Source organism: Streptomyces sp. NPDC046866, from assembly GCF_040704625.1.
In the GTDB taxonomy this organism is placed as follows: Bacteria; Actinomycetota; Actinomycetes; order Streptomycetales; family Streptomycetaceae; genus Streptomyces.
The window spans coordinates 106331-123140 of record NZ_JBEYXN010000015.1 but is presented as its reverse complement, the minus strand read 5'-3'; the positions used below and the strand labels follow the sequence as shown (position 1 = coordinate 123140).

Sequence of the window (16810 nt, the reverse complement as noted above, 5' to 3'; positions counted from 1 at the left end):
AGCCGTACCCGTGCCTTTCCGTCCGTTCCGATCATCTGCGGTTGTTGTCGAGCGACGTACGCCAGTCGGGCAGGTCCACGTCGACACCGATGCTCCACAGTGTGTCGAACTCCTCCTGCACTTCGCGGCCCATCAGGGTGTGCGCGCCGTCCACCTCTATCTGGGTGGAGTCGACGGCGAGCTGCCCGTGCAGGAACGAACTGACGAGGTAGCGCTCGTCGGCCTTGAACACGGCGATGGACGGCAGGGAGTTGTAGACCTTCACCTGGAGCCGCGGATGGGCACCCGGCGCAAGACGCCGGTGGATCCTGGCGAGTCCGGCGAGACAGCCCTCCACCCTGGCCTTGACGTCCTCGGCCAGCGCGGGGTCGAGCACGTCCTTGAGCGCCTCGTTGCGTAAGCCGGCCACGGGCGAGGCCGGGTCCAGCAGCAGGATCCGCACCGGTACCTGCTGCGCCACCAGGGCCTTGACGAGGGCCTCCTCGAGGTGGCGCAGGTTCGGGATCCAGGTCTGCAGGATCGCCACCTCCTGGCCGGTGTCCTCCACGTACCCGATGAACTCCTCCTCCGGGAAGCGCCGGTGCACCTTGACCACGCCGCCGTAGTGCTGGTCCTTCAGGCGCTGCGACATGGCGTCGATGTCGAGCTTGGACAGGTGCGCCTGCATGTGCGCGTCCATGTCCGTGACCTTCTCCTGGATGCCCGCGCCCAGGAGCGCCACCTGCGCCTGCACCCTGCCGTCCAGGGCCTCGACGCGGCTGTGGACGCTGCTGTCCAGGGCCTCCACCCGCTCCTGCACGTCGTCGAGCTTGCGCAGCCGGTCGATCTCCAGCAGCAGGAAGACCGTGACCGTGCTCAGGATCAGCAGGGTGACCTTCGGCAGTGCGCCGCCCGGCGCCAGCGCGTCCAGCCACCCGAAGAGGTCGGCGAGGAGCACCACCACGCCCGACGCGGCCATCAGGGCCAGTGCGACCCGCTCCACCCGATAGCGAAACCCACCGCTCATGTACGGCTCAGCCCCCGTCCCCAAGGCTTTCCGGCCCCCTCGCCGGAGACGATGACCGTACACCGGGCGGTTCCGGCCGGGGAGCGCAAACGGCCAAGTTCAGACCAGGCTGTGACGTACGGCGCAGGCCTTCCTCGCGCTGCTGGGCACCCGGCAGGGGCTGGCGGAGCCCTTCACCCGCTATCCGGTGCTGGCCCGCATCCTCGGCCAGTGCTGCACGTACGCCGCCGAGGCGGCGGCGGAGCTGCTGGACTACGCGCTCGACGGCGTGGACATGCACGACGAGAACGTCATCGCCGGCGGCGACCAGCCGGTCCCGGTGGACGCCGAGACCCTGCTGCACTCCGGCCTGCCGACGGCCGTGACCTGCGGGGCCGACCCGGCGGCCGACGCCCTGGCCGCCTCGGTGTACCGCAGCTGCCTGCTGCCGAGCCTGCTCATCGGCGACAACGGCGCCATGGACGTTCTTTGCCCTCGGCGGCGGCGACGGCGGCGCGTACCCCAGCGCGCCGGATACGACACGATCGCCGCGCACCGGGGCGAACTGCTCGGCGAGGGCGGCCTGCTGGCCCGCTGGGCCACCAGCCCCGGCCGGCTGATCGCCCGCTCCACCCGCCTGTACACCACCCTCCGCCAGGGAAGGAGCGGCAGCACGGGCCGCCGGTCCTTCTGCGCGTTCGTCCCTAGGGGCGGGCGGGTGGCGGCGGCAGGGTGGTGGCCGCAGACGAACGAGGCCAGGCGCGGGGGAACCGAGCCCCGCCGACCGGCCGGAGGGGAGCGCCGTTCGGGCCCCGACGGGCCCGACCGGCACGGCCAGGGCCCGACCGGCACGGCGCGGGCACGGGCGGGGCGCTGCCCGGCCACGGGCGGGCAGGAACCGCTCACCCCGTCCACCCGTCATCCCCAGGGGTTGACGCAGACCCGACACCCCTTTCGCTCTTCACCACCACCGAGGTCCGAGGAGATCCATGGCCGACACCGTCAACTCATTGGCCACCCGCGTCCACGAACTGCTGGTGGCGTCCTTGACCCACGGTTTCGCCGCAGCGGGCACCGCGGGCCTGCAGGACGTCGTCGCGCGCGCCGGGGCGCTCGGCCCCGACGCCGCGTGGCTCGCCGCCGCGGGCCATGCGGGCCTCGCCGGCATGGCCGTCGCGCGCGGACAGGCGGACCAGGTCCTCTTCCACCTCGACGCCGCGGTGGGAGCCGGCTTCAACGACTGCGTGGCGCTCCACAGCCCCCCCGTGCGGCCGCTGCACGGCGATCCCCGCTTCCGAGCCCTGTACCAGCGGATGCGGATCACCCAGGCCGACCTCGACGAGTTCTTCTGGCTGCACGGGGAAATGCAGACCATGTCGAGGGAGGCCCAGACGGCGAGCGTCGACAACATCGGCCGCCTCGACACCGGGGTGTCACTGCTCCCGCAGGCCCCCATGCCGACCCGCGAGCCGAACACCCCCGGCGTCCTGATCACCCGCCTCGATCTCGCGGCGACCCAGACCGCACTGCGGCAGGCCGCCCTGAAGGCGGAGTTCCTGCGCAGCTCCGGCAACACCAGTCTCAGTCTCATCGACGACTCGTGGGACCTTCCCCGCGCCCAGCGCGACGCCTGGCACGCCGACGAGTTGGATTCCCGGCGGCAGCAGGCCGCCGAGGCCCGCGCTTTCGTCGAACGCCCCGGCGCCGACACCACACTCATCCCCTGCCCGCCGCTGGGCTCGATCTCCTACCCGGGCTGAGCAGTTCCTCTCGGATCATCTCGCTGACCAGAAGAAAGACGGCGGCGATGCAGGGCCCGGCACAGTAGGTGGTGGCGGTCTTGTTGTAGCGGGTGGCCAGACCGCCCCCATTGCTTGAGCCTGTTGCTACACCGCTCGACGGTGTTGCGCTGCCTGTGGGCCTCACGGTCGAAGGCCGGCGGACGGCCACCGAGCCGGCGGAGCCGCTCGCGGTGCGCAGCCTGGTCCGTCACCGGCCATCGTGCACACCCGCCACCCCACCCACCCCAACCGGCACTCCCCAAGGAAGGACGTGAGGAGGGCCGGACGGGCGCGCCGGTCCGGCGCTCAGGCTGCGGTCAGGCAGTCCTCTCCGAGGCCGTCGAGAACGAACCCGTTCTCGAAGCGCACCCTGTACCGGATCCCGGTGCCGACTCCGGCGCCGGTGCCGTACAAGGCCTGTCCGACGACCTGCTGACGCAGCTGCTCGACCAGGTCGGCCGTGAATCCCTTCAACCGGCCCTCGCGGATCTGCTGATCGAGGACCTCGTGCTCCCGGGCGAAGCCGCCGGCTTCCCCGGCGGAGCCCGTGACGATGCCCTCCAGGCCCTCGGCCAGGAACAGCGGACCGGCGAAACCGGCCCCGGCCGCCGTGCCGTCCGAGGTGACCTGCACCTCCCGGGTCAGCTTCACCTTCGCGCCGGTCTCGTACGGCATGGGCGTCCCCCTCGTTCGACCTTGGTCGTGACCACGGCAAGCGTAGTCGGGGTGCGGTGGAGGGAAGGGGCGTCCGGAAGGATCAGCCGTCCCCGGAGCCCCGGCCGTGCCCTCGACCGCCCGGCAGGGTGGACAGGTAGTCCGGCAGGGTGCGGTGCGGGGTCCAGCCCTGGGCACGGGAACGGGTGAGGTCCAGGACGACCGGATGGGCCAGCTGGTCCACCGCGTACCGGCTCAGCGCCGGCTCGCCCCCTCGGGCCAGCGCCTCCGCCGCCCGGGCCGCCGCCCGGGCCGCCCCCAGCGGGAGGTGCCGGATCCGGGCCCGGATCCCGTGGGCCCGCAGCACCCACCGTACGGCCGCGTCCCGCCGGTACGGCTCCGCATCGGCCACGTTGTACGCCCCCGGCTCCCACCCGGCCGCGGCGAGCGCCGCCCCGGCCAGGTTCTCCACCGCCGTCAGGCTGAGCGGGACGTCCGGCCCCGGCAGGAACAGGGTCCCGGCCCGCACCCGGGACACGATCCGAGGCAGCAGCGTGGTGTCGCCCGGACCGTAGACGGCCCGCGGCCGCAGCACCACCGCCCCCGCGGCCAGGGCGAGGGCCTCGCCCGCAGCCTTCGTGCGGCCGTACGCGTTCAGGTGGCCGCCCCGCGGATGGTCCTCGCGGACCAGGCTGCGGTCCTGCCGCGGGTCGTACACGCTCGCGCTGCTCACCCACACCACCGGCCGGCCCCCGGCGGCCGCCAACAGCCGCTCGGTGCCCGCCACGTTGACCGCGTGCATCTCCGCCTCGGCCGGCGAGCCCGGCGCCGGATCCCCGACCGCCGCCGCGCAGTGCACCACCGCGTCCGTCCCGGCGAGGTCCGGCAGCGTCCGGGCGGCGTCCCAGTAGCGGTGCTCGCCGACGGGCCCGGGGCGGCGCCCCACGCAGACCACGTCGGCGCCGGCCGCCGCCGCGGCCCGCGCCACGTGCCCGCCGCAGAAGCCGGCGGCCCCCGTCACCGCGATCCGGGTCATGACGCGGCCCGTACGGTCAGGACCCGCCAGCCCGGCAGGGCCGCCTGCCGGTCCACCCGGGCGCGCACGACCCGCGGCCGGTACGGGGCCAGCGCAGCCAGTACGTCGGCCAGCTGGGCCCGGGCCAGCCGCGCGCCGGGACACGCGTGGGGGCCGGCGCCGAACACCAGTCGGGCCTCGGCGGCCGGGGCAGGGTCGAGCGCGTCGGGATCGCGCCGGTGCGCCCGGGCGGCATGCCGGGCGACCAGCAGCAGCCGGTCGCCGGACCGGACCGGGCATCCCCCGACCCGCCCGTCGGCGGCGGCCACCCGCGGCAGCAGCGGCGAGGCCGCGGTGACCCGCAGCAGCTCGTCCACCAGCCGGGGCAGCACCTCGGGATCCGCGGCCTGCCCCCACAAACCGGCATCGGCACACCACGCCGCGGCCCGCGGCACCGCGGCCACGCTGGTGTTGACGGCGGCCACCGCCACCATGGCGGCCAGCGCCCCGTCCCACCCCGGCCCCGCGGCCGCCGCGTCCGGCCCCCCGCCACGGCGACCGCAGCCCTGCCGGCCGGCACCCGCGACCCCACCCGGCAGGCCTGGGGCCAGCGCGTCCGGGTCTGGCTGCGTGTGGTCCGCCGCGGTGTCCGCGGCCGGGCCCGGTGCGTGCTGCCCGGGCGGCGCTGCGGTCGGGTGTGCGGCCGGATTGGCGTCCTCGGCCGGGGCCGGCGGTGTGCGGTCCGGCGCGGTGCCGGCGGCTCGGCCCGCGGGCTGCTGCGCGGGCGTCGGTACGGTCACGTGCGCGCCCGGCTTCGCGCCCCTGACGGGGGCCGAGCCGTCAGGGGTCGGGTGTGTGTCGGCCGGTGTGGTGTCCGCGGCTCGGGCCGGGGAGTCGGCCGGGCTGCCGGGCGTGGCCGGGGCCAGCAACGCCCGTAGGGTGCGGGCCGTTTCGGCGGCCCGGGCGCGGGCGCCCGGGCGGGGCGGGCCCGGCAGGTGGGCGCGGATGGAGGCCGAGGCGGCCCCGGCACAGGCGCGGGCCACCTCCGCCGGGTCGGCGGGGGAGTCCAGCAGGGCGCAGACCACCGTCCCGGACAGCTCCCGGGCCAGGGCCACCAGGTCCACCTCGCCGCCGTCGGCGAGCGGGGCGAGCCGGCGTTCCAGCAACGGCCGCCACAGCGCGCGCAGTTCCTCCACCCCGGCCGCGCCCAGCCCCTCGGCGAGGCCGCGCCGGCCGGCCCGGTGGCCGCTGCCCTCCTGGTCGAACAGGACCCCGCCGCCCGGGGCGCCCGCCCCGGCCAGCGCCTCGCGCGCGGCGCCGCCGGTGGTGCCTGCCGCCGTACGGTCCAGCGGCAGGCGGGTCAGCGCCTGCCGGTAGGCGCCGGCGTCGTGGACCAGAACCGTCCGCCCGAGCCGGCGCACCCCGCGCCCGCGCGTGGCGGCGAGCAGCGCGAACAGCACCGGGTGGCTGCGGAGGTACACCCGGCGGTCGCGGCGCCGCGCCGCGGCCGTCCCGGCCGCCCGGTTCCCGGCCGCGCTCATCGCCGGCCCCGCAGCCGCGCCGCCGCCAGGGCCGAGGCAGCCGCCCGGTCCGGTTTGCGGGAGCGCCCCGCCAGCGGGACCTCCGCGAAAAGGACGGCGTCGGGCCGCGCCGAGCCCATCCGGCGCAGCGGGCCGGCCAGCGCGGCACGCAGCTGCGGCACCGCCGCCCCGGGGCGCGGCTGGACCACCGCCACGAGCCGTTCGTCCCCTGCCACCCCACCGGCCCCACGGGCCCCACCGGCACCCCCGTCCGCCGGTATGCCGACCAGCACGGCCAGTTCCACCCCCGGCACGTGGAGCCCGGGTTCGTACAGGCCCGGGTAGATGTTCTCCGCCCGGCGCAGCACCATGTCCTTCGTCCTTCCCTCCAGCACGATGCGGCCGCAGCCGTCCAGCCGTGCGCGGTCTCCCGTGCGGACCCACGGGTCGGGCTCCTCGCCCAGGTACCGGTGCCGGGCCGCCGGACCGGCCAGCAGCAGCTGCCCGTCCTCGTCGGCCTTGGCGCTCACGCCCGGCAGCGGCGCCCCGACGAGGTCGCCGCCGCGGCCCTCGGCTTCGTACGCGGCCTTCTCGCCCGCCTCGACGGCCGCGGCCGGGAAGAGCTCGGTCAGCGCGTACACCCCCCACGCCTGTCCGGCGCCCGCCTCCCGAACGCGGCCCAGCAGCTCCGCGGGGGCCGGCGCCGAGCCGGTCCACACCCGCCCGTGGAAGCGGGCGTCGGCGCGCAGCGCGTCCCGCAGCTGCGGCGGCGTCAGGTACGTGTCCGCGGGCCGCAGCCGGTCCAGCTGCCGGGCCAGGACGCGCGGGGAGCGGGCCGGCAGGGCGACCGGCGCGCCCCGCGTGAGCGCGGGCACCAGCACGAAGAAGGTCCCGCCGAGCACGGGCGCCGCAGCCCCCGCCCCCGCCCCCGCCCCCGCAGCGGCAGCCGCGGCCCCGGCGGCCGGCCCCCCGTCCGCGAACAGGGCGCTCACCGTGTCCATCCCCGCGGCCAGGCTCGCCCGGGTGTGCACCACGGCCCGCGGCTTCGACGTGGTCCCCGAGGTGAACACGATCACCGCATCGCCCTCGGGGTCCGGTTCCGCCCCGCGCGCCCCCGGTACCCCGGCCCGCCGCGCCCCGAGGTCCAGCCCGGGCGCGCACCCCGGCAGCCGCGGCCCGACGGTGGCCACCGGCCCGCCCAGCCCGGCCAGGTCGGGCAGTTCGAGCCGGGCCCGGCGGGCCAGCGGCCGGGCCCAGCCGGCGACCGCCTGGGCGGCGGCGTCGGCCAGCACCAGCGAGGGCCGGGCCAGCGCGAGCCGGGCCCGCAGCACGTCGGGCCCGGCGCCGGGGTCGAGGACCGCTCCGCGCAGCCCGAGCCGCCACAGGGCCAGCAGCACGGCGAGGGCCCGCGGCCCGGGCCGTACGGCGACGCCGACGGTGTCGCCGGGCCGCAGCCCGCGCGCGTGCAGGGCCGCGGCGAAGGCGTCGGCCAGGTCGGCGAGTTCGCCGCGCCGCACCCGGATCCGCGGCGCGCCGCTCCGGCTCGCGGTCAGTACGGCGGCCCGCTCGGGGCGGACGGTGCGCAGGGCGTGGTCGAGTCGGTCGAGCATCAGCGGGGGTCCGTTCCGTGGGGGCCGCTGCCCCGGTCGAGGTACCAGCGGGCGGTGCCGGCGATGCCGTACGCCCGCAGCCGTCGCGTGGAGTTCTCCACGACCATGGCCCGGCAGCGGCTGATCCGGTCGGTGCGGCGGCGTACGGCGTTGAGGAAGAGCCGGTCGGTGGGCGAGGGCCGCCGCGGCATGCCGCCGACGGCCAGGTACAGCTCGGCGGTGATCGCCATGTTGTTCCCGGCGTGCATGCGGTACGGGGCGCGGAAGCCGTGGCGGCGGGCGTGCTGCGGCCGCAGCCGCCCGAACAGGGCGGCGAGGGCGACGAGCACGGCGAAGCCGGCCCGTCCGAGCGGCCCGTGCTCGTCGCGCCGGGCGGTGACCCGCCCGCACACCAGCCCCGGGCGGGCCGTCAGCGCCGCGCGGGCCGCGCCCGTCCAGCCGGGCCGGGGCAGGCAGTCGGCGTCGGTCCGGGCGAGCAGGGCGGCGCCGCGGCCGATCGCGTACCGGAAGCCGGTGTCCACGGCGGAGCCGACGCCCTTCTCCGGCTCCTCGAGGACGTGGACCGGGAACGGCGCCGAGGCCGCGAACTCCCGTGCCACCCGGGCGGTCCCGTCGGTGGAGGCGTTGTCGACGACCAGCAGGGTGAAGTCCCGGTCGCGCTGCGCGGCGAGCGCCCGGAGCGTCTGCGCCAGCCGGGCCTCCTCCTGGTGGGCGGGCACCACCACCCACAGGTCGTGCGCCGCGGCCGGTACCGGCCGGTTGCCGCTCACGACTTCTCCCAAACCATCGTCATGATGCTGATCCCGCCGCCCAGCCCCACGCACATGACCCGTTCGCCCGGAGCCAGTTCGGGGAAGACCCGGTCGAGCTGCACGCCGATGCTCGCGCTGGCGACGTTGCCGAGCTCGGGCACGGTGACCACCAGCTTCCCGGCCGGCACCCCGGTCAGCTCCGCGAACCGCTCCAGGTACGGCACCGTCACCTGGTGCACGAGGACCCGGGCGAAGCCGTCCCAGTCCAGGCCGGTGCGGTGCAGGGTCCGGTCGATGACCGCGGTGCCGGTCTTCTCGAACACGGTGCGCAGTTCGTGCCCGTCGCCGCGGAAGTAGGTGTACGCGTCCCCGCGCGGGTGGCGCGATCCGCCGCCCGGGATCCCGCCGACCTCCCAGTGCTCGGAGTGCGTCTCGGTGTCCACGTCCAGGATCCCGCCGCGCTCCACCGCCTCCACGACCACGGCCGCGCCGGCGTCGCCGAAGGTGTACCCGGCGAAGCCGGCGCGCAGCTCGGCCGTGCCGGCAGGCTCGTACTGCACGGCCCGGCTCGGGGTCTCCCCGGTGACGACCAGGGCCCGCCGGGCCCGCCCGGCAAGGATCATCGCCCGGGCGAGGTCGATGCCGTTGACGAAGCTGTTGCAGGCGTTGGTGACGTCGAGGGCGTGGGCCCGGGTGCCGAGCTCCGCCTGGACGATGTGGGCGGTGGCCGGCTCGACCATGTCGCGGGACGCGGAGGCGAACAGCAGCAGGTCGATGTCCGGCGCGCTGAGCCCGGCGGCGGCCATGGCGCGGCGGCCCGCGGCGGCGGCGAGGGTGGACGCGTACACGCCGTCGGGGGCGACGCGGCGGGAGCGGATGCCGGTGGCCTGGGCCAGCAGCCTCGGCGGCAGCGCGAGCCCGCTGCGCCGCGCCAGCTCCTGCTGGAGCGCCTCCGAGGAGACGGCCCGGTCCGGCAGCACGCTGCCGACGGCGGTTATCCCGGCGCGCGGGACATCGGACGACGACTGAAGGAACATGCCCCCACCCTGGCAAGCGGCCACCCCCCGAACCTGAGTACGCATGCTCAACCGCCCCCCGCCACACCCCCATCCCGCCTGAGTAGCCGCCCCCGACCACGCGCTTCCAAGGCCGCGACGACAACCCCAGCCGCCCCTCCCGAGACGGGGCCCGGCCATTCCAGCGCCGCCGGCGTTTCAGGCCCGGGGTCTGCGGCGCAGCCACGGCTCCGCCGGGCACCCGGCCGGGCCGCGCCTGGCCGCGCGCACCAAGTCCGCTGCAACGGCGCACTGTTGGCCGCGGCCGGTTCCCCGTACCGTTCCCCCGGCGGAGCCACCGGCGGGCCGCCCACCGCACGGCCCGCCACGCAATCCGGGCTCCGCCGTGTCCGCGTGTCCGCCGCGTCCCCACGCAGACGGTCCTCGGGAGGTCGATCGAGCAGTGCAGCGCAGTGCAGGCGCAGGGCAACGCAGCGGCAGCGCAGCGCAACCGCCCGGCGCCCGCGGAGCACACGCCGTTCTCCCGCTGTACCGCGCGGCGTCACGGTCTGATCCCCGGCCGGTACCCCGGACCCGCTGTCCTTGGGGCGCCCCTCGACACCCCCTCACCCCGCAGAGGTCGTCATCCATGGCTGAACTCAACCGCCGCCGGTTCCTGCAGATAGCCGGCGGCAGCGCCGCCGCGGCGATGCTGAACGAGAGCATCGCGCGGGCGGCCGCCATCCCCGCCCAGGTCACCACCGGCACCATCCAGGACGTGGAGCACATCGTCGTCCTGATGCAGGAGAACCGGTCCTTCGACCAGTACTTCGGCACGATGAAGGGCGTCCGCGGCTTCGGCGACCCGCGCCCGGTGCTCCAGGACAACGGGAAGTCCGTCTTCTACCAGTCCAACGGGACGAAGGACATCCTCCCCTTCAACCCGCAGGTGAACGACCTCGGGATGCAGTTCGTCGAGGGCCTGAACCACGACTGGGCCGGCGGCCACCAGGCCTACAACAACGGCAAGTACGACAAGTGGGTGCCGGCCAAGACGGCCACGACGATGGCGTACATGACCCGGAACGACATCCCGTTCCACTACGCCCTCGCCGACGCCTTCACGGTCTGCGACGCCTACCACTGCTCCTTCATCGGCGCGACCGACCCCAACCGCTACTACATGTGGACGGGCCACACCGGAAACGACGGCACCGGCGGCGGCCCCGTCCTCGGCAACCAGGAGGCCGGCTACGGCTGGAAGACCTACCCCGAGCGCCTGGAGGCGGCCGGGATCTCCTGGAAGGTCTACCAGGACATCGGCGACGGCCTGAACGCCGCCGGCTCCTGGGGCTGGATCGGCGACGCGTTCCGCGGCAACTACGGCGACAACTCCCTGCTGTACTTCAACAGCTACCGCAATGCCCAGCCCGGCGACCCGCTGTACGAGAAGGCCCGTACGGGCACCAACGCCAAGGCGGGCGAGGGCTACTTCGACCGGCTGCGCGCCGACGTCGTCAACGGCACGCTCCCGCAGGTGTCCTGGATCGCCGCGCCCGAGGCGTTCAGCGAGCACCCGAACTGGCCGGTCAACTTCGGCGCCTGGTACATCTCGCAGGTCCTGGACGCCCTGACAGCGAACCCGGCGGTGTGGGCGAAGACGGCGTTCTTCATCACCTACGACGAGAACGACGGCTTCTTCGACCACGTCGTGCCCCCGTACCCGCCGGCGTCCTCCGCCTGGGGCCTGTCCACGGCGGACGTGACGCGCGACCTCTACGCCGGGGGCGGCGGCTACACGGCCGGTCCCTACGGCCTCGGCCCGCGCGTGCCGATGATCGTGGTCTCGCCGTGGAGCAAGGGCGGCTACGTCTGCTCCGAGACCTTCGACCACACCTCGGTGATCCGGTTCATGGAGAAGCGGTTCGGGGTGCAGGAGCCCAACATCTCGCCGTGGCGCCGCGCGGTCTGCGGCGACCTGACCTCGGCCTTCGACTTCACCCGGGCCGACGCGACGCCCGCGTCCCTGCCCTCCACGGCCGGCTACCTCCCGCCGGACCACAACGCCCACCCCTCCTACCACCCGGTCCCGCCGGCCACGGGCACCCTGCCGAAGCAGGAGGCCGGCTCCAAGCCGGCCCGCGCGCTGGGCTACGCCCCGTACGTGGACGGCAGGGCCACCGTCTCCACGGGCAAGTTCACCCTGACCTTCTCCTCCGGGCCGACCCTGGGCGCGCACTTCCACAGCACCTCGGGCAACCGCACGGACGGCCCGTGGCCCTACACGGTCGAGGCGGGCAAGACGCTCTCGGACACCTGGTCGACGAGCAGCTCCACCGGCAACCGGATCGACCTGACGGTCTGGGGACCGAACGGCTTCCTGCGCACCTGGAAGGGCCCCGCGAAGAAGGCCGGCCCCGAGGTCACGGCCCGCCACGACGCCGCCACCGGCAACCTGCTGCTGACGCTGGCGAACTCCGGCTCCACCGCGGTCAACCTGACGGTGACCAACGCCTACGGGGGCGCCTCCCAGACCCTCCGCGTCGCCGCGGGCGCCACCGCCTCGCACACGGTGGACCTGAGCGCCTCGTCCCGCTGGTACGACGTCAAGGTCGTCTCCGACCTCGACAGCACCTTCCTGCGCCGCTTCGCCGGCCACGTCGAAACGGGCGCCCCGAGCCTCTCGGACCCGGCCCTCAGGACCGTCTGACCCGTTCGGGTGAATGCGGCTGCCGCCTGCACGGCGCCCGCGCGGTCGACGCACGCGTCGGCTTCGCGGGCGCGGGGCCCGGCAGTTGCGGGTCGTGGCGGACTTCGGGGGCACCGCGTGCGCGGTGGTGTGACGCCGGGGCGGTGTGGGGGCGGGTGCGGTGGGCAGAACGTACGGCGGCGGCTCCGGCGGCGGCTCCGGCGGCGCCACCGGCCCGCCGTGTCCGCCGCACCACCCGCACCGCCCGCACCGCGACCCCGCCACCCGTCACGAGGGAGACCGCATGGCCATCGCCCACCGCAGGATCGGCACCGGACCCGTCCGCGCCATCGTGCTGCACGACTGGTTCGGGACCTCCGCCAACTGGGGCTCCGTGCTGGACCACCTGGACCCGCAGGGGTTCTCGTACGCCTTCCTCGACTACCGCGGCTACGGCGACCGCCGGGACGTCGAGGGCCGCTACACCGTCCCCGAGATCGCCGACGACGTCCTCGCCCTCGCCGACGAGCTCGGCTGGGACGCCTTCTCGCTCATCGGCCACTCCATGGGCGGCAAGGCCATCCAGCAGGTCCTGGTCCGAGCCCCCGAGCGGGTCGAGAAGCTGATCGGCATCAATCCGGTCCCGGCCGCCCCGTACGAGATGGACGACGCCACCCACGCGCTCTTCCGCGGCGCGGCCCACAGCCCGGAGAACCGGCGCACCATCCTCGACCTCGTCACCGGCCACCGCGCGAGCGGCCACTGGCTGAACCGCATGGTCGGGCACTCCCTCGCCGTCTCCCGCCCCGAGGCCTTCGGCGCGTACCTGGAGAGCTGGCAGCCGCTGGACCTGTCCGCCGCCGTCAAGGGCAGCACCGTCCCGGTGCTGGTCCTCGTCGGGGAGTACGACCTCGCGCTCACCCCGGAGGTGATGCGCGCCACCTGGCAGGTGTCGTACCCGAACTGCCGGGTCCACCCGCTGCCCGGCGCCGGCCACTACCCGCCGCACGAGGTGCCCGTGGCCTTCGTCACAGCGGTCGAGGACTTCCTGCGCAGCTGACCGGCGGCTGCGCCGCCCGGAAACGCCTGTAGGGCACGAGGAAGACCTCGCGCCCTACAGGACCCACAGGGTGAGTGACGGGACTCGAACCCGCGGCCACCTGGACCACAACCAGGTGCTCTACCAGCTGAGCTACACCCACCACGACGGGCGGCGGACCGCCCGTTCGATGTGCATGCACAGCATAGCCGATCAGCGGGGTGGTCCCGCGCCGCGCCGTCTCACGCGGTGAGGGCGACGGCCTCCCGCCCGGTGCGCCCGGCGGCGTGCGCGACCGCGGCCGCCGCGAGCGCCTTCACGATCGGGTGCGGGCGGGTCCCGTCGCCGTGCAGCTCCGGCTGGAACAGCGTGGCCAGGAAGAACGGGTGGCCCGGCAGCTCCGCGACCCGGACCTGCCCGTCCTCGTCGTGCCCCGTCAGCCGCAGCCCGTGGGCGGTCAGCGTCGGCAGGTGCCGGGGGTCGGGGCCGTAGTTGCAGTGGTAGCGCTCCATGCTCCGCTCGGCCCCGAGCACGGACTCGGCCAGCGTGCCGGGCTCCACCCGTACGAGGCCCTCGTGCCCGACGAGCGAGCAGGCGAGCGGCGCGATCAGCAGGTCCTCGCCGTCGGGGTCGTTCTCGGCGTGGGCGGCCCCGGTCAGCCCGCACACCGAGCGGGCGTACTCCAGCAGGGTGTGCTGGAACCCGCCGCAGGTCCCGAGGAAGGGGATGCCCTCCTCGCGGGCGACGCGGATCGCGGCCAGCGCCCCGGCCTCGCTGGCGTACGGGCTGCCCGGCAGCACCCACACCGCGTCGAAGCGGGCCAGCACCCCGGAGGCCGCCTCCGCCTCGGCGTCGGCCGTGGGGATCCAGTACGCGTCGAGGACGAGCCCGTCGCGGTCGGCCAGCGCGTCGAAGAGCACCGGGATCCGGACGTGGGAGGTCACGTGCGGGGAGCGGTCGCCGACGAGGGCGATCCGGGCGACGGGGGAGGCGGGCGTGAGCGGGTCGGTGTTCGCTGTCGTCATGCGGATCATCCTGGGGGCGCCCCCGCCTTCAGCGCCAACGATTGTTCCTGCACCTGCGATAAGCGAGGCTGATGACCATGGATCCGCACCTCCTGCGCACCTTCGTCACCGTCGCCCGGCTGTCCTCGTTCTCCGCCGCCGCCCGCGAGCTCGGCTACACCCAGTCCGCAGTCTCCCAGCACATCGCCGCCCTCGAGGGCGATCTGCGCACCGAGCTGCTCACCCGCCGCCCCGTGGAGCCCACCCCGGCCGGGGTGCGGCTGCTGGAGCACGCAGGGCCGCTGCTGCTGCGGCTCGACGCGGCCCGCGCCGACGTGCTGCGGCTGGCCGCCGCGCCGCCGGGGCGGGTCACCCTGGCCGCGTCTGCGCTCGCCGTCGGGCCCCGGCTGCTCGCGGCGCTGCCGGCCACCGGGGTCGAGCTGCGGGTACTGCCGCGCGGCGAGGTGCCGGCCGCCGTCGCCACCGGCGGCTGCGACCTCGGGCTCGTCGACGGCCTCGCCGCCGTCAGCGACCCGCTCCGGTTGCCCGACGTGGCCCCGCTGACCGTCACCGGCATCGGCGAGGAGGAGCTGGCCGTCCTGCTCCCGGGCGGCCACCCCTTCGCCGGTCGGCCCTCGGTCCGGCTGGACGACCTCGCCGACGCGCGCTGGCTCGACGCCCCGGACGCCGGCCTCACCCCCGCCGCCGTCCGCACCACCCCCGCCCTTCGCTACGAGGGCACCGACCTGCACGCCCTGTGCGCCCTCGCCGCCGCCGGGCACGGCCTGGCCCTGCTGCCCCGCCGGATCGCCGAGGCCGCCGGCGCGGGGGCGGCCGTACCGCTGGCCGACCCGCGCCTGGTGCACCGTACGGAACTCCTCCTCCCCGGCGCCCCCACGGGCGCGGCCGCCGCGCTCGCCGCCCGCCTCACCTCCGCGTCAGCCCCGTAGCGGAGGCGGCTCCCCCGGACGGGGGAGCGCCGGTGACCACCACGGACCGACGACCTGAGGCGCCCCGCCGCCGAAGGTGGTCCCATGACCGATACGACGATGCGCCCGGTGCCCCGCTGGGCCGAACGGGTCGCCCGCGCGATCCCGCTGCTGATGCTCCCGGTGTGCCTGTGGCGGCTGCCGTTCGCCTTCCACTTCCCGATGGGGCTGCAGTCCGACGGGTTCGTCCCGGACTCCCTCTGGCTGTCCGTGCCGTACGTCTTCGGGCTCAGCATCCTCTCGGAGCTCGCCGCGCTGTCCTGCTTCGCCCTGGTACGCGGCTGGGGCGAGGTGGTGCCGCGCTGGGTCCCGCTGGCCGGCGGCCGCCCCGTCCGCCCGGCGGCCGTGCTCGTCCCGGCGGTCCTCGCCTCCCTGGGAGCCCTGGCCCTGCTCGCCGACTGGGTCCTCTCCGGCTTCGGCCTCGCGGGCGTGGCCGGACCGCGCTTCGCCAACGGGTGGTGGGCGCTGCTCGCCGCCGTGACCAGCGGCCTGTTCGTCCTGTGGGGCCCGCTGCTGACCGCCCTGACCTGGCAGTACTACGCGCGGCGCTGCCGCACCTGAACCGTCGTGGTCCCGCGGCGGGCTGCCGCGGGGCTCCGCGGCCGACACCCCTCGCGCCCGGCCGTCCGCGGCGGGAGGATCACCGCATGGACCTCGCACCCGAACCCTTCACCTGTGCCGACCACGCCGCCCGGATGGCCGCCGCCCTGCAGGCCGCGGCCGAGGCCGGGCTCGACGGGGTGCTCGTCGCGCCCGGGCCGGACCTCGTCCACCTCACCGGATACCGGCCGCCCGCCGAGACCGAGCGGCTGACCCTGCTCGTCCTCGCCGCCGACCGGGACCCCGTCCTCGTCGTGCCCGCGCTCGAGGCCGCCGACGCCGCCGCGGCCCCGGGCGCGGCCGCGCTGGGCCTGCGTGACTGGGCCGACGGGAAGGACCCGTACCGGATCGCCGCCGAGCACCTCCCGGCCGGCGGCCGCTTCGCCGTCAGCGACAACGCCTGGGCCCTCCATCTGCTCCGCCTCCGGCGGGAGTTGCCCGGGATCTCGTACACCCCGCTGACCGACGCCCTGCCCATGCTGCGCGCCGTCAAGGACCCGCGCGAGCTGGAGCGCCTCGCGGCGGCCGGCGCGGCCGCGGACGCCGCCTACGCCCGGATCCTCGACCTGCCCTTCGCCGGCCGGCGCGAGCGCGAGGTCGCCGCGGACCTGGCGGAACTGCTGCGCGAACACGGCCATTCCCGGGTCGACTTCACCGTCGTCGGCTCCGGCCCCAACGGCGCCGATCCGCACCACGAGGCCGGCGAACGGGTCATCGCCCGCGGCGACATGGTCGTCCTGGACTTCGGCGGCCTCAAGCACGGCTACGGCTCCGACATCTCCCGCACCGTGCACGTCGGCGAGCCCACCGCCGAGGAGCAGCGCGTCCACGACGTCGTCCGCGAGGCCCAGCGGGCGGCCTCGGCCGCGGTCCGCCCCGGGATCGCCTGCCAGGACGTGGACCGCGCGGCCCGCGCCGTGATCACCGAGGCCGGGTACGGCGACCGGTTCGTCCACCGCACCGGCCACGGCATCGGCGTCACCACCCACGAGCCGCCGTACATGGTCGAGGGCGAGGAGCAGCCGTTGGTGCCCGGGATGTGCTTCTCCGTGGAGCCGGGCATCTACCTGCCCGGCCGCTTTGGCGTGCGCATCGAGGACATCGTCACCGTGACCGAGGACGGCGGCCGCAGCCTCAACAACGCTCCGCGCGAGCTGGCGGTGGTCGAGTAGCCGCG

The 16810-nt window shown here is 75.7% G+C and carries 14 protein-coding genes, 1 tRNA gene and 2 pseudogenes; 7 read left to right on the top strand and 10 right to left on the bottom strand.

Features of this window, described 5'->3' with window-relative positions; genetic code table 11:
* Positions 1-31 precede the first annotated feature (31 nt).
* A complete protein-coding gene (locus AB0953_RS22075) occupies positions 32-1006 on the bottom strand; it encodes a hypothetical protein (RefSeq protein WP_366861219.1) in 975 nt (324 codons plus the stop codon).
* Positions 1007-1193: 187 nt separating this feature from the next.
* On the opposite strand from AB0953_RS22075, the pseudogene AB0953_RS22070 reads away from it, so the two are divergent.
* Together AB0953_RS22070 and AB0953_RS22065 are read left to right on the top strand one after the other, a co-directional pair.
* A pseudogene (locus AB0953_RS22070) lies at positions 1194-1460 on the top strand (DUF4135 domain-containing protein); the annotation flags it as partial.
* 514 nt (positions 1461-1974) lie between these two features.
* Complete coding sequence (locus tag AB0953_RS22065; protein ID WP_366861218.1) at positions 1975-2745, top strand: hypothetical protein; 771 nt, start codon at positions 1975-1977, stop codon at positions 2743-2745.
* 64 nt (positions 2746-2809) lie between these two features.
* Here the strand turns inward: AB0953_RS22065 and AB0953_RS22060 are convergent.
* The 7 genes and pseudogenes from AB0953_RS22060 to AB0953_RS22030 all read right to left on the bottom strand — a co-directional run.
* Positions 2810-2936 (bottom strand): annotated as a pseudogene (locus tag AB0953_RS22060) (IS5/IS1182 family transposase); the annotation flags it as partial.
* A 136-nt stretch (positions 2937-3072) separates the two neighbouring features.
* Positions 3073-3441: a hypothetical protein gene (locus AB0953_RS22055; RefSeq protein ID WP_366861217.1), complete on the bottom strand. Its 369-nt coding sequence runs from the start codon at positions 3439-3441 to the stop codon at positions 3073-3075.
* Positions 3442-3523: 82 nt separating this feature from the next.
* On the bottom strand, positions 3524-4456 hold the full coding sequence (locus tag AB0953_RS22050; protein WP_366861216.1) for an NAD(P)-dependent oxidoreductase: 933 nt from the start codon (positions 4454-4456) through the stop codon (positions 3524-3526).
* Positions 4453-5976: a cytochrome P450 gene (locus tag AB0953_RS22045; RefSeq protein ID WP_366861215.1), complete on the bottom strand. Its 1524-nt coding sequence runs from the start codon at positions 5974-5976 to the stop codon at positions 4453-4455. Before AB0953_RS22045 ends, AB0953_RS22050 begins: the two co-directional genes overlap by 4 nt.
* Complete coding sequence (locus AB0953_RS22040; protein ID WP_366861214.1) at positions 5973-7565, bottom strand: class I adenylate-forming enzyme family protein; 1593 nt, start codon at positions 7563-7565, stop codon at positions 5973-5975. Before AB0953_RS22040 ends, AB0953_RS22045 begins: the two co-directional genes overlap by 4 nt.
* Positions 7565-8335 carry a glycosyltransferase gene (locus AB0953_RS22035; RefSeq protein ID WP_366861213.1) on the bottom strand — a complete coding sequence of 257 codons (771 nt, stop codon included), beginning with the start codon at positions 8333-8335 and terminating at the stop codon, positions 7565-7567. The genes AB0953_RS22040 and AB0953_RS22035 overlap by 1 nt, the downstream gene beginning before the upstream one ends.
* Positions 8332-9354 carry a 3-oxoacyl-[acyl-carrier-protein] synthase III C-terminal domain-containing protein gene (locus AB0953_RS22030; protein WP_366861212.1) on the bottom strand — a complete coding sequence of 341 codons (1023 nt, stop codon included), beginning with the start codon at positions 9352-9354 and terminating at the stop codon, positions 8332-8334. Before AB0953_RS22030 ends, AB0953_RS22035 begins: the two co-directional genes overlap by 4 nt.
* Positions 9355-9961: 607 nt before the next feature.
* Between AB0953_RS22030 and AB0953_RS22025 the strand changes: the two genes are divergently transcribed.
* Complete coding sequence (locus tag AB0953_RS22025) at positions 9962-12022, top strand: phosphocholine-specific phospholipase C (protein WP_366861211.1); 2061 nt, start codon at positions 9962-9964, stop codon at positions 12020-12022.
* A 283-nt stretch (positions 12023-12305) separates the two neighbouring features.
* The gene (locus AB0953_RS22020; protein ID WP_366861210.1) at positions 12306-13061 is read left to right on the top strand and encodes an alpha/beta hydrolase; all 756 of its coding nucleotides are present in this window, start codon (positions 12306-12308) and stop codon (positions 13059-13061) included.
* A gap of 69 nt (positions 13062-13130) precedes the next feature.
* Here the strand turns inward: AB0953_RS22020 and AB0953_RS22015 are convergent.
* Together AB0953_RS22015 and AB0953_RS22010 are read right to left on the bottom strand one after the other, a co-directional pair.
* A tRNA-His gene (locus tag AB0953_RS22015) sits at positions 13131-13203 on the bottom strand.
* A gap of 79 nt (positions 13204-13282) precedes the next feature.
* A complete protein-coding gene (locus tag AB0953_RS22010; RefSeq protein WP_366861209.1) occupies positions 13283-14065 on the bottom strand; it encodes a hypothetical protein in 783 nt (260 codons plus the stop codon).
* Positions 14066-14142: 77 nt separating this feature from the next.
* Between AB0953_RS22010 and AB0953_RS22005 the strand changes: the two genes are divergently transcribed.
* The 3 genes from AB0953_RS22005 (at position 14143) to AB0953_RS21995 (ending at position 16805) form a co-directional block, all read left to right on the top strand.
* Positions 14143-14994 carry a LysR family transcriptional regulator gene (locus AB0953_RS22005; RefSeq protein WP_366861208.1) on the top strand — a complete coding sequence of 284 codons (852 nt, stop codon included), beginning with the start codon at positions 14143-14145 and terminating at the stop codon, positions 14992-14994.
* A gap of 84 nt (positions 14995-15078) precedes the next feature.
* Positions 15079-15594 (top strand): hypothetical protein, encoded by a 516-nt coding sequence (locus AB0953_RS22000; RefSeq protein WP_366861207.1) that lies wholly within the window; start codon positions 15079-15081, stop codon positions 15592-15594.
* A gap of 86 nt (positions 15595-15680) precedes the next feature.
* Complete coding sequence (locus tag AB0953_RS21995; RefSeq protein ID WP_366861206.1) at positions 15681-16805, top strand: aminopeptidase P family protein; 1125 nt, start codon at positions 15681-15683, stop codon at positions 16803-16805.
* Positions 16806-16810 lie beyond the last annotated feature (5 nt).